Consider the following 12,931-nt stretch of genomic DNA (forward strand, 5'->3'; position numbering starts at 1 on the left):
CTGGCATGAGCGCTTCGATGGCAGAAGCCGAAGACCTGTTCGGCCGGATGCTCGATGGCGGCATGTCGGACGAGGCCATCCGCGCGACCCTCGTCGAAATTGCGGATCGGGGCGAAACCGCGGAGGAAGTCGCAGGTGCGGCAAAGGCCATGCGCGCGCGCATGGTCAAAGCCCCCGGCCTTTCCGCCGCGATCGACGTCTGCGGAACGGGCGGCGACGGCCAGCACAGCCTCAATGTCTCGACGGCCGTGGCCATTGTCGTGGCTGCCTGCGGCGTGCCTGTCGCCAAGCACGGCAACCGGGCCGCTTCCAGCCTTGCCGGCGGTGCCGACACGCTGGAAGCGTTGGGGCTAGATCTTGCCATGGCTAGCGAACGGGCAGCGGAAACGCTGGCGGACATGGGCATCGCCTTCTTCTTCGCCCAGAAGCACCATCCCGCGCTGGGCCGCATCGCCCCGATCCGCAAGGCCTTGGGCCGCCGCACGATCTTCAACCTGCTGGGCCCGCTCGCCAACCCGGCGGGCGTAACCCGCCAGCTCGTCGGCGTGTCGCATCCGGACCTGCTGCCGCTCTACCGCGACGCCATGGAACTGCTGGGCATGGAGCGGGCGATGATCGTTTCCGGCGAAGAAGGTCTGGACGAACTGTCCATCGCCGGACCGAGCCGCATTGCGGCGCTTGGCATTGAAGGCATCTCCACTTCGATCACTCCCGAAGAAGCTGGCCTCTCCCGCCACCCGCTCGATGCCATCAAGGGCGGTGATGCGGCCTATAACGCTGCTGCTCTGCGGCGCCTGCTGCAAGGCGAAACCGGAGCCTATCGCGACGCGGTGCTGCTCAATGCCGCGGCGGCGCTCATCGTGGCCGGAGAGGCACCCTCGTGGAGCGCAGGCGTCGAGGAAGCTGCCGAGGCCATTGACAAGGGCCTCGCCAACGCCCTGCTCAATTGCTGGATCGACGCGACCAAGGCCTGAAGATCGGACACCCTTCGACAAGCTCAGGGTGAGCGGTGATAGGATAAGCTGCCTGGCCCCAACCCGGTCATCCTGAGCTTGTCGAAGGACAACTCTCGACTTGGGGCGCACTCGCGCATAAGGCGCAGGCATGTCCGACAAGCTCACCGAAATCTGTGAAACCAAGCGCGACGAAGTCGAGGAACGCAAGGCCGTTGCCTCGATCAGTACGCTCGATGCCCACGCCGTGCACCAGAGCGCGCCGCGCGGCTTCGAGGCAGCCTTGCGCCGCAAGGCCGCCGATCACTTCGCGCTGATCGCCGAGATCAAGAAGGCCAGTCCGTCCAAGGGCCTGATCCGCCCGGACTTCCGCCCCGCCGAACATGCCAAGGCCTATGAACGCGGCGGTGCAGCGTGCCTGTCGGTGCTGACCGATGCTCCCTATTTCCAGGGGCACGAGGACTACCTCATGGAAGCGCGCGAAGCGGTTTCGCTGCCGGTGATCCGCAAGGACTTCATGGTCGATCCCTGGCAGGTCGCCGAGGCCCGCGCGATCGGGGCCGATGCCATCCTGATCATCGTCGCTGCGCTCGACGATACGCTGATGGCGGAAATCGAGGCCGCCGCGCACGAACGCGGGATGGACTGCCTCGTCGAAGTCCACAACGAAGCCGAGATGGAGCGCGCCGCGCGCCTGACATCGCGTCTGATCGGCGTGAACAACCGTAACCTGAAGACCTTCGTCACCGACATCGGCACGACCGAACGCCTTGCTCCGCTGGCGCCCGAAGGCACCCTGCTAGTAGCCGAAAGCGGCATCAACGCGCACGCGGACCTGCAGCGTCTCTCTCAATGCGGTGCGCGCACCTTCCTCGTCGGCGAAAGCCTGATGCGCCAGAGCGATGTCGAAGCGGCCACGCGCGCCTTGCTGGAGGGCTGACATGGGCAAGTCTCTCACCCACATCGACGCCGAGGGCACCGCCCGCATGGTCGACGTCGGCGCCAAGACTGAAACGCAGCGGCTGGCGGTAGCGTCAGGCCGGATCACCATGACCGCCGACGCGCTTGCTGCCATTCGCGCCGGCAATGCACCCAAGGGCGATGTGCTGGGCACCGCGCGTATCGCCGGGATCATGGCCGCCAAGAAGACCGGCGATCTCATCCCGATGTGCCACCCGCTTGCGATCGACGCGGTGAACGTGGACTTCGCATTCGAGGAAGCCGCGATCCGCGCCACTGCCACCGCCTCGCTAACCGGCAAGACCGGCGTCGAGATGGAAGCGATCACCGCCGTGTCGATGGCGCTCGTCACCATCTACGACATGGCCAAGGCACTGGACAAGGGCATGGTCATTGGCGAAATCCGCCTGATCGAAAAGCGCGGCGGCAAGTCCGGGCACTGGAAGGCCGACTGATGGCCAAGGTTCCGCCGATGCCTCTGGAAGAGGCGCAAAAGCACCTGCTTGCCCTCGCCAGCCCGCTGCCTGTCGAGCATGTCGACATCGAAGGTGCAGTCGGCCGTTATCTCGCCGAACCGCTTCTGGCACGCCGCACCCAGCCTGCCGCCGATCTCTCCGCCATGGACGGCTACGCCGTGACCGGAAAGGACATGGCCGGCCCTTGGGAAATCGTGGGAGAAAGTGCGGCCGGGCACCCCTTTGCCGGTGAAGTCGGCGCCGGGCAGGCCGTGCAGGTCTCGACAGGCGCCCTGCTTCCGGCTGGCGCAGGCGCCGTCATCCTCCAGGAAGACCTCGCGCGGACCGATCACCGGATAGAACTGACCGGCGATGCCCCGGTCCCATCGCACAAGCACATCCGCCGCTGCGGGCTGGACTTCATGCAGGGCAGCGAAGTGATCGCCGCCGGATCGCTGATCGGTCCCGCGGACGCGGCTCTGGCGATTGCCGCCGGCCACAAGCACCTGCCCGTCTGCCGCATGCCACGCGTAGCGGTGATCGACAGCGGTGACGAACTCGCCGCCGATCCCGAAGCATGCGAACCCCACCAGATCCCTGCCAGCAATGGCGCGATGCTGCTGGCCATGGCGCGCAAGCTGCCGGTCGATGCCTGGCGCAGCGGGCCGGTCGCCGACACTCTCGATGCGATAGTCGGCGCATTCGAAGGTGCGAGCCATGCGGACGTCATCGTCACCAGCGGCGGTGCCTCTGTCGGCGAGCACGATCTGGTCCGTCCGGCGCTGGAGGCCTGGGGCGCGTCGCTCGATTTCTGGCGCGTCGCGATCAAGCCGGGCAAGCCGATCCTCGTCGCCCGGCGCGACCGCCCGCTGGGTCCGCAGATCGTTATCGGTCTGCCCGGCAATCCGGTCTCCAGCTTCGTCACTGCCTATCACTTCATGCTGCCGCTGCTGCGCCGGATGCTCGGTGCGCGCTACGCGCTGCCCATGCAGATCGTCACCAAGCTGGGCGCGCCCATCCGTGCGAACGGCGGACGACGGGAATTCGTGCGCGGCGTGTGGAACGGGCAGAACGTCGTGCCGCACATCCTTCAGGATAGCGGCGCCCTTTCCGCATTGGCGGCCAGCAATGTCATGATCGACCGCGAGGCCTTTGCACCGGAAGGCAAGGAGGGAGACGACGTGCGCGTGTTCCTGCTCCAAAATGGCGGTATTGCTTGACGTTACGAATTTCGTTGCTTAATTGTTCCCTCAATGTTCGCAATTAGAACATTTCAGGCGGAACATTTCCGTCGGACGGCAAGCAAGAGGCAGCGACTATGTTGACGCGCAAACAGCACGAATTGCTCCGGTTCATCCAGACCCGGCTTGAGGAAAGCGGCATCTCTCCGAGCTTCGAGGAAATGAAGGAAGCGCTGGACCTCAAATCGAAGTCCGGCGTGCACCGTCTCATTTCCGCGCTGGAAGAGCGCGGCTTCATCCGCCGCCTGCCCAATCGCGCTCGCGCGCTCGAAGTCCTGCGTCAGCCCGAGGATGCGACAACCAAGCCCGCCGCGCCGCGACCCGCGCCTGCCAACAGCAATGAAGCGCCGGCCCCGCGCGCTGCGCCGCAGCCCGCGAACGACGTCGTCGAAATTCCCCTGCACGGCCGCATCGCCGCCGGCGTTCCGATCGAGGCACTGGAAGGCCAGTCGATGCTGCCGGTGCCTGCCGCCCTGCTCGGCTCGGGCGAACACTACGCGCTGGAAGTCTCGGGCGACTCGATGGTCGATGCCGGTATTCTCGATGGCGACTTCGCACTGGTGAAGCGCACCAATACCGCCCGCGACGGCGAAATCGTGGTCGCGCTGGTGCGCGGCGAGGAAGCCACGCTCAAGTACCTGCACCGTGAAGGCGGCATGGTACGGCTTGATCCGGCCAATGCCGCCTATGAGCCGCAGATCTACGGGCCTGACGAAATCGAAGTTCAGGGCAAGCTGGCAGGACTGCTGCGCCGCTATCACTGATCCGGGTTCAGCGCTTCCCGGTTACTACCAGGCAGGCCGCCACCATCCGTGCCGGCCCTGCCCCTCCGCGACAGTTGTAACTTTGCCTGATGTAAGATCGATGGCGAGGCCGCCGGTGCGGCTCAGCAGCGACCGGTCAGCCTTGATCCATGAAGGCCTGCAACTGCGGGGCAGCCAGCGGTCGGCGATCACGATATCGGCCTTGTCGCAGGCTGCCGCGAGCATGCGTTCCGGCACGCTGTCATGCCCGCGCGTCATGAGCAGGTGCCAGGTCCGGTCCGCCCGGCGAACCGGCACCGAACAGAAATCGCGGTTGCACCGGACTTCCGGCCAGCGTTCGATGGGAACCGGATCACCCGCCATCCCGGCAAGTTCCAGAAGATTGTCGCGCACATAGTCGCTGCGGTCGTCGCGAAGAACGAACAGCCGTTCGCCACCCTCGTCCACGAGACCGACGTGACGCCCATCGCCGGTGACGAGCACGTCCGGCGGCGCCATGGTTGCCAGGATCAGTGCCCCCGCAACGGACGGGACAAGCCCCAACAGGCGCACTCGCCCGCTCCACAGACCGAGCCATAACCCGCCGGAAACGAAGAGCAGGAAGGCGCGGGTTCCCATGGCCGGCATCATTGAAACCGCTCCGGGCTGCGCGGCAATCTTGTGTGCCATACCGATCAGCAATTCGATCGCGTGCCCCGCAAGCCACCATACGGGCGTACCCGCTCCGGCAAGGTCCAGTGCCAGCGCCAGCCCGATGAGCGGCATGACCACAAAGGTCGTGAGCGGGATCGCCACGACATTGGCCAGTGCCCCGTAAATCCCGGCACGATGGAAGTGATAGAGCCCGATCGGCATGAGCGCGAGTTCGATCACTGCTCCCGTCAGCAGTACCATGGCCAGATAGCGCAAGGCGCGTGGGGCGAACCCTTCATCGCGTGGGGCAAGGAACCGCCGTACAGGTTCCGCCGTCCCGAGAGCAACGATAGCCAGAACTGCCCCGAAACTCATCTGGAAGCTCGGGCCCACGATCGACTCGGGCCAGAGCAGAAGCACGCAGAACGCCGCGACAGCCAGCATCCGCAGCGATAGCGGTTCGCGCCCCAGCGCGAGTGCCGTCAGCACGAGCAAGGCCCCGATGCAAGAGCGCACGGTCGGCACCTCAGCGCCAGTAAGCAATGTATAGGCGATTCCCGCCAGCGCGCCTGCACCCGCGGCCAGAACCGGCAGGCGCACGCGCAGGGCCAGCCAGGGAAAAAGTGCGAGCAAACGCACTACCAGCATGTAAACTGCGCCAATCACCGCACTGACATGCAACCCGCTGATCGAAAGCAAGTGCGCCAGCCCTGCATCGCGCATGGCCTGCGCATCGTCTTTTTCAATGCCGCCGCGATCCCCTGTCACCAGAGCCGCCGCGATTCCGGCTTCCCCGCCCGCGAGTCGGTCGCGGACGTGACGTGCAAGCCGGCTTCTCACCCCGCTCAAGTGGGCATCACTCCGGCCCGACACGATGACTTTGGGCGTACCAAGCATGGTCCCCGTCCCGGAAAGCCCGGAAAACCAAGCCGTCCGCGCAAAATTATAGCTCCCCGGCAGCATCGGCGGGGCGGGCGGCATCAATCGAGCCTTGAATTGGATGACATTCCCAACATTCGGTCTGGCCGGGGCCCCCGAAACAGCGCCGTCCCGTGGGACATTCACCCGCACCTTGATCGCGCGCACATTGCCGGGTTCTCGCATGGCAACGGTCAGCCTGTCCCGCCTTTGCGCCGGTTGCTCCTCGCGATGGAGCACCCGGCCGGTAAAGGTGCCGAAAACTGGACGGGCAATTGGCGCCTGTCCGACCACCACCGATCGTGTCCAGGCTGTCAGGCACCCGCCGGCCAAGAGCGGAAATACGGTAACAAATACCATAAAAACATGATGATAACGGCCATTTGACCATCGGTAGACAGCAACTGTCCCACCCAGGACAAGCCATGCAGCAGACCACGCAATCCACCAAGCAGGCGATGGCAGCGCAAACCACGCCGCGATTCCCGCGCCGAATGCGACCGCGAGCCATGGCCCGCGGTCGAACCCGGCGGCCGAAAGAAATCTTTCAAATGCGGCCAAACCCCTCGACAAGAGGCGCTTGCTGTTCCATGGCCGATGTTGCAGTGCAGCGCTTCGGACGGCTTCCGGCTGCGGATTTTCAGACAATGCGGCCTGGCTCGCCATGGCCCGATATAGGACAGGAAGGTACAGGTAATGGCAAGCGGTAGTGCATCGGGCGGACCGGCAGGCAAGAAGCCCGTCGTAACGCGCTTTGCCCCCTCGCCCACCGGCTTCCTGCATATCGGCGGCGCCCGCACCGCGCTGTTCAACTGGCTCTATGCCCGCCACCACGGCGGCAAGTATCTGCTTCGCGTCGAGGATACCGACCGCGTGCGCTCTACTGTAGAAGCGATCGACGCGATCTTTGACGGCCTGTCATGGCTCGGCCTCGATGGCGACGAACCGCCGGTATTCCAGTTCGCCCGCTCGAACCGCCATGCGGAAGTGGCTGCTGAGCTGCTGCGCCACGGCCATGCCTACCGCTGTTACCTGACGCCGGAAGAACTCGCCGAGCGCCGCCAGAAGGCACAGGAAGAACGCCGCCCGTTCCGAATCGAGAGCGAATGGCGCGATGCGGAACCGTCGGCCTGGCCAGAAGGCCAGCCCTACGTGGTGCGCATGAAGGCCCCGCGTGAAGGCGAAACCGTGATCGAGGATCTCGTGCAGGGCACCGTCACGGTCCAGAATGCCGAGATCGACGATTTCGTGATCCTGCGCAGCGACGGCACGCCAACCTACATGCTCGCCGTCGTGGTCGATGACAACGACATGGGCGTAACCCATGTGATCCGCGGCGACGATCACCTGAACAACGCGTTCCGCCAGCTGGTGATCATCAAGGGCATGGGCTGGGACATTCCCGAATACGCCCACGTTCCGCTGATCCACGGCGCGGACGGCGCCAAGCTGTCCAAGCGCCACGGCGCGCTGGGCGTCGATGCCTACCGCGACGAGCTGGGCGTGCTGCCAGAGGCCCTGTTCAACTATCTCCTGCGTCTTGGCTGGGGCCATGGCGACGAGGAAATCATCGCCCGCGAGCAGGCAGTCGATTGGTTTGATATCGCGCATGTGGGCAAATCCCCGTCGCGCTTTGATCTCGCCAAGCTCCAGAATCTGAACGGACATTACCTGCGCGAGGCCGACGATGCGCGGCTGGCCGGCCTGATCCAGCCCCGCCTCGCGTGCGATGCGGACGCCGATCTGCTGACCCGCGCGATGCCCGTGCTCAAGGTCCGCGCCAAGGACCTCAACGATCTTGCAGAAGGCGCCGCCTTCCTTTTCGCCAAGCGCCCCCTCGAAATGACCGAGAAGGCGCAAGGGCTCCTGACAGGTGAGGCGCGGGGGCGCCTTGCCGCAGTTCATGAGCGCCTCTCCGCCGTGTCCGGCTGGACACTGGAAGGCCTGGAAGGCAGCCTGAAGGCAATGGCCGAGGAACTGGGACTGGGACTCGGCAAGCTCGCGCAGCCGTTGCGGGCAGCCCTGACGGGTCAGACGACCTCGCCGGGGATTTTTGACGTTTTGGTATTGCTCGGCCGGGAAGAGAGCCTCGCGCGCATTGGCGCGCAGGCGGACGTTCCGGCCGGGTCGCAAGCATAAGGAGAAGAACTGGTGGGTGATCAGGTCAAGCTGGGCGCAGGCGGCGCTGAATACGACTATCCTGTCCTGAAGGGCAGTGTGGGACCGGATGTTGTCGATATCCGCAAGCTTTACGGCCAGACGGGGATGTTCACGTTCGATCCCGGCTTCACGTCGACCGCGAGCTGCGAAAGCGCATTGACCTATATCGACGGTGACGAAGGCGTCCTGCTGCACCGCGGCTATCCCATCGGCCAGCTCGCCGAAAGCTCGTCGTTCATGGAAGTCAGCTACCTGCTGCTGAATGGTGAACTGCCGACCAAGGACGAGTTGGAGAACTTCGAGTTCACCATCAGCCGCCACACCATGGTGCACGAACAGCTGCGCCAGTTCTACCAGGGTTTCCGCCGCGACGCGCACCCGATGGCGATCATGTGCGGCGTGGTCGGCGCCCTCTCGGCGTTCTACCACGATTCAACCGACATCGCCGATCCGGTGCAGCGCAAGATCGCCAGCCACCGCCTGATTGCCAAGATGCCGACGATCGCGGCAATGGCCTACAAGTATTCGGTCGGCCAGCCGTTCCTCTATCCGGACAACAAGCTGTCATACACCGGCAACTTCCTGCGCATGACCTTCGGTGTGCCCGCGGAAGAATATGAAGTGATCCCCGCCGTCGAAAAGGCGATGGACCGCATCTTCATTCTCCACGCCGACCACGAGCAGAATGCGTCGACCTCGACCGTGCGTCTCGCCGGTTCGTCGGGCGCCAACCCCTTCGCGTGCATCGCGGCGGGCATCGCCTGCCTGTGGGGCCCGGCGCATGGCGGCGCGAACGAAGCCGCGCTCAACATGCTCAAGGAAATCGGCACGCCCGACAAGATCCCGCACTACATCGAGCGCGCCAAGGACAAGAACGATCCGTTCCGCCTGATGGGCTTCGGCCACCGCGTCTACAAGAACTACGACCCGCGCGCGACGGTCATGCAGACCACCGTCCGCGAAGTGTTCGAAGCGCTCAAGGTTGACGATCCACTGTTCGAGACCGCGCTGCGCCTCGAGGAGATCGCGCTGAGCGATCCGTACTTCATCGAGAAGAAGCTGTTCCCGAACGTCGACTTCTACTCAGGCATCATCCTCAACGCGATCGGCTTCCCGACCACGATGTTCACCGTGCTTTTCGCCCTTGCCCGCACCGTGGGCTGGGTTGCGCAGTGGAACGAAATGATTTCGGACCCCGGCCAGAAGATCGGCCGTCCGCGCCAGCTCTACACCGGCCCGACGCAGCGCGACTACGTGCCGCTCGCCAATCGCTGATAGCGGCCGGAAGGCAGCCATTCACAAAGAGAAGCCCTCGCGAAAGCGGGGGCTTTTTCTTTTGCAGCAGGACTTTGCCTGCCTATTTTGCAGCGTCCGGAAAATGCGCCTGGACATAGGCTGTGACAGCCCAGATCTGTTTCGAGGAAAGGCTGTCCTTGAAGGCCGGCATCGCTGAACCGAATTGGGCGCCGCCTTCGGCCACTGTCCAGTAGATGAACGGATCCCACTGGCCCATCGGCCTGTCCGCGAGCCATGCCAGGTTGCCCGGCCGCGGCGTCAGGCTTTCGGCAGCCGGTCCGTTGCCCTCGCCCCGTGGCCCATGGCAGTTGGCACAGTTCCCGGCATAGACCCTGGCCCCGCTTTGCAGTGTCTCCTGCGTTTCCGGCAAGGGATTTGTCATGGAGCGGTAAGGTTCGGGAATACCTTTCATCATCGCCGCGCGATGCCGTGGCATGGGCTCAGGGCCCTGCTGCCCCGGCCCCATACCCATTGGCCCCATTCCCATGCCCATCTGCATGAGACGGAGATTCGTGTGGTCATATCCGCGAGATGTCAGGTGCGCCTGTTCTGCATAGGCCATGCCCGCGGCTGCGAGCGCACCGGCGCAAGCAATGCCAACCATTGAAATCCTCATGCCAGTCTCCTGTCAAAACGGCATCAGCGCTCCATTATGTCCTTCTTGCGCTGCAAGTATTCCTCGCGGTCGATCTCGCCTCGCGCATAGCGTTCATCGAGCTGATCAAGGGCTGATCGACGGCCATCATCCTTGCCCCGTCCGGCGCCGATGCATCGCACCAGGCAGAGCGCGATCAGGATGCCAGCGGCGGTCAACAGAAGCCAGAGCACGGCATGGATGAGCACACCAGCGCCCCAATAACCGCCCATCATGTAACCACCGTCATGCATATGCCAGCCATAGCCTTGCTGGGCGCGCAGATGTGCAGGCAATCGGTCAAGCCCCGCGAATGTCGGCATCGGACTCTCCTTGCTGCTATCCTTGAGGCGTCAGCTCACCTTTGGCGCAACTGGCGTCCGCAAGGTATGACGGTGCCGGAACCCCTTGTCCTCACCTATTGCCCGGCACCGGGTACACTTTCGTCTGCCGTGTGCGCTGCTCCGGGGGCCTGCTCGAGTGCACGCTGGACATCGCGTGAGGCCTTTCCGAGTTCGTTGACGATCTGGTCACCGTTTATCCTGAGCCCGCCATTGTCGATGCGCAGGTCGATCGGCTTGCCGTCGATCTGGCCGCTAATTACCGCCTGCCCGTTCTCGAACCGGACATTGCCAATTTCGCCCAGCGGAATCTCGCCGAGATCGGGCAAGTCAAGCGGCTGTACCGGTCCGCCGGAATCGGGGCTTGGCCTGGGCTCTGGCCGTTCGCCCAGCGCCGCCTTCATGAAGTCGGCCCAGATCCGCGCCGGGATGCCACCGCCGTGCACGCCTTTCAGCGGCGAATTGTCGTCGTTGCCGACCCACACGCCGACCACCAGATTGCCTGCATAGCCGACGAACAGGGCGTCGCGATTTTCCTGGCTCGTCCCGGTCTTGCCGTAGTTCGGCGCCTGCAGAATGGCCGCACGGCCGGTGCCCCGGTTGACCGTGGCGCGCAGCAGCTTCTGAATGTCGGCGTGGACTCTCGTGGACAAGCTGTGCTTGCGCCCCAGCAGACCGTCGAACCACCCTTCCCGCTCCGCGGGAAAGGCGGTCGGCTTGACCGGAAAACGGTTTCCCGCAACGCCCGCATATGCCGCCGTCAGTTCCATCAGGTTCATCGTCGCCGTGCCCAGCGCCATGCTGGGATCGCCCTTCGGCAGCGGCGAGGTTACGCCAAGCGAACGCGCCAAGTCGAGTACTGCGGTGTCGCCGACCTTGCTCAGCAATCGCACGGCCGCGACATTGCTGGAGTACGCGAAGGCGTCTTCCAGCGTGATCGCGGGCGAATAGTTCCCACCGGAATTTTCGGGCCGGTAACTGCCGGTGGTGAACGGCGTGTTCTCGATCGTGTCGGCAGGCTTCATGCCTTCGCGCAGCGCCGCGAGATAGACAAAGAGCTTGAAGGTCGAGCCGGGTTGGCGCTGCGCCTGCGTCGCCCGGTTGAACGGGGAAGCGGCGTAGTCCTTGCCCCCCACCATGGCGACAACTTCCCCATTGGGATGCATCGCCACCAACGCGACTTGCGCCTTCCCCAGGCCGGCATGGGCGACCGCCCGGTACGCGGCGGCCTGCAGACGAGCATCGAGTGTCGTCGTGTAGGTCATCTTCGCGTAGCTGTCCGCATCGAGCGCGCGCGCCTGCGACAGTGCCCAGTCGGCAAAGTAGGTCCCGGTGGGCAGATCCGCCCGGTTGCGCACATCGAGACGCGGCGCCCGCACGGCAGCAGCCTGTTGCGCGGTCAGATACCCTGCCTCGACCATCGCGTGCAGCACCACGCGCATGCGTTGTTCCGCACGGTCGTAGTGCTTGCTCGGCGCAAGACTGGACGGGGCTTTCATCAGGCCAGCCAGCATCGCGCTTTGAGCCAGAGAAAGCTTTTCAGGCTGGCGGTGGAAATAATGCAGCGAGGCGGCGCGAAGACCGTAGGTATTGTCACCGAAATAGGCATTCGAGAGATAGCGCTGCAGGATCTCGTCCTTGGTCAGCCAGGCTTCCAGCCAGAATGCGATGAGCATCTCGCGCGCCTTGCGGCCGAGCGTGCGGTCCGCCGAAAGGAAAGTGAACTTGGCCAGCTGCTGCGTGATCGTGCTTCCGCCCTGCGTGCGGCCGGTGGTCATGTTGGTCCACAAGGCCCGTGCCATGCCTCGCGGATCGATGCCCCAGTGGCTGTAGAATCGCCGGTCCTCGATCGCGAGGAATGCCTGCGGCACGTGCTCGGGAAGCTTCGCGATCTCCACCGGTGCTTCGACGATCGCGCCATTACGTGCGATCGGCGTACCATCCGCCGCGAGCAGCGTGATTTGCGGCGGCGAGACCGGTTGCAACGATTTCGACAGCGGCGCGGTGACCGCCAGCCATCCGACAATCAGGAAAAAGACAAGCAGCAGCACGGCGAGGATGCGCACGGCGAACCATCCCCGCGGATGCCCCCGAGTCGGCTGATCTTCGAAGTCCGGTGCAATCTCGTCATGCGATAGCGAGAAATCCTCCCCATCGGTTTCCGGGGTAGGAAGGCTGCGGAGGTCATCCATTGTCAACGCGAGGCCAAATGCTTTTCATGCCCAAATACTTTTCATGCTGCGCATACTTAGGGTCAGGACCCATTATTCACGCCATCGAGGCGCCCGAATGGCGAACATATCGGGCCAAATTGTCCGCCGGGAAGGCTGGTTGCCTTTCCCAGGGCGATTTGGTTCGAGATGGAAGCCGTCCGGGCGTCCCGCAGGGATTTGACCAAAATGGCCCACCGCCGCGTCGAGAAGTCTTGAAATATTGACATATTCCTTTGCCTTCTCTCCTTGCGCTGAGCCATTTTGCCTCAAACCTCGATGGCGTGAATAATGGGTCCTGACCCTAGCATCGGATCTTGCCGGAACGAACCTTTCTTGAACCGGAACGTAAGCGCTGGACATTCT

General features: G+C 64.2%; 11 protein-coding genes and 1 pseudogene. 7 read left to right on the forward strand and 5 right to left on the reverse strand.

Annotation, left to right across the window (positions count from 1 at the left end):
* Positions 1–5 precede the first annotated feature (5 nt).
* From trpD to lexA, 5 genes are all read left to right on the forward strand, one after another.
* Complete coding sequence (gene trpD, locus MTR64_RS04635) at positions 6–974, forward strand: anthranilate phosphoribosyltransferase (RefSeq protein WP_243991236.1); 969 nt, start codon at positions 6–8, stop codon at positions 972–974.
* A 130-nt stretch (positions 975–1,104) separates the two neighbouring features.
* Complete coding sequence (gene trpC, locus MTR64_RS04640) at positions 1,105–1,893, forward strand: indole-3-glycerol phosphate synthase TrpC (protein WP_243991237.1); 789 nt, start codon at positions 1,105–1,107, stop codon at positions 1,891–1,893.
* 1 nt (position 1,894) lies between these two features.
* Positions 1,895–2,368: a cyclic pyranopterin monophosphate synthase MoaC gene (moaC, locus tag MTR64_RS04645; protein ID WP_243991238.1), complete on the forward strand. Its 474-nt coding sequence runs from the start codon at positions 1,895–1,897 to the stop codon at positions 2,366–2,368.
* Positions 2,368–3,588 carry a molybdopterin molybdotransferase MoeA gene (locus tag MTR64_RS04650; protein WP_243991239.1) on the forward strand — a complete coding sequence of 407 codons (1,221 nt, stop codon included), beginning with the start codon at positions 2,368–2,370 and terminating at the stop codon, positions 3,586–3,588. Before moaC ends, MTR64_RS04650 begins: the two co-directional genes overlap by 1 nt.
* Before the next feature lie 98 nt (positions 3,589–3,686).
* Positions 3,687–4,373: a transcriptional repressor LexA gene (gene lexA / locus MTR64_RS04655; RefSeq protein WP_243991240.1), complete on the forward strand. Its 687-nt coding sequence runs from the start codon at positions 3,687–3,689 to the stop codon at positions 4,371–4,373.
* A 24-nt stretch (positions 4,374–4,397) separates the two neighbouring features.
* Here the strand turns inward: lexA and MTR64_RS21445 are convergent, their stop codons facing one another.
* Both MTR64_RS21445 and MTR64_RS21450 read right to left on the reverse strand, forming a co-directional pair.
* On the reverse strand, positions 4,398–5,774 hold the full coding sequence (locus tag MTR64_RS21445; protein WP_243991696.1) for a ComEC/Rec2 family competence protein: 1,377 nt from the start codon (positions 5,772–5,774) through the stop codon (positions 4,398–4,400).
* Between the two features lie 150 nt (positions 5,775–5,924).
* Positions 5,925–6,707: pseudogene (locus MTR64_RS21450) on the reverse strand (DUF4131 domain-containing protein); the annotation flags it as partial.
* Here MTR64_RS21450 and gltX point away from each other — a divergent pair.
* Positions 6,621–8,063, forward strand: coding sequence for a glutamate--tRNA ligase (gltX, locus tag MTR64_RS04670; protein ID WP_243991241.1), 1,443 nt, complete (start codon positions 6,621–6,623; stop codon positions 8,061–8,063). The pseudogene MTR64_RS21450 and the gene gltX overlap by 87 nt on opposite strands.
* 12 nt (positions 8,064–8,075) lie before the next feature.
* Positions 8,076–9,359 (forward strand): citrate synthase, encoded by a 1,284-nt coding sequence (locus MTR64_RS04675; RefSeq protein ID WP_243991242.1) that lies wholly within the window; start codon positions 8,076–8,078, stop codon positions 9,357–9,359.
* Positions 9,360–9,441: 82 nt separating this feature from the next.
* On the opposite strand, the gene MTR64_RS04680 is transcribed toward MTR64_RS04675, so the two are convergent.
* The 3 genes from MTR64_RS04680 to MTR64_RS04690 form a co-directional block, all read right to left on the reverse strand.
* On the reverse strand, positions 9,442–9,996 hold the full coding sequence (locus MTR64_RS04680) for a c-type cytochrome (protein WP_243991243.1): 555 nt from the start codon (positions 9,994–9,996) through the stop codon (positions 9,442–9,444).
* Positions 9,997–10,019: 23 nt separating this feature from the next.
* Positions 10,020–10,337 carry an SHOCT domain-containing protein gene (locus tag MTR64_RS04685; protein WP_243991244.1) on the reverse strand — a complete coding sequence of 106 codons (318 nt, stop codon included), beginning with the start codon at positions 10,335–10,337 and terminating at the stop codon, positions 10,020–10,022.
* A 95-nt stretch (positions 10,338–10,432) separates the two neighbouring features.
* A complete protein-coding gene (locus MTR64_RS04690; protein WP_243991245.1) occupies positions 10,433–12,547 on the reverse strand; it encodes a transglycosylase domain-containing protein in 2,115 nt (704 codons plus the stop codon).
* Between the last annotated feature and the right edge of the window lie 384 nt (positions 12,548–12,931).

Source organism: Novosphingobium album (ex Hu et al. 2023) (genome assembly GCF_022832385.1).
GTDB classification, from domain to species: Bacteria; Pseudomonadota; Alphaproteobacteria; order Sphingomonadales; family Sphingomonadaceae; genus Novosphingobium; species Novosphingobium album.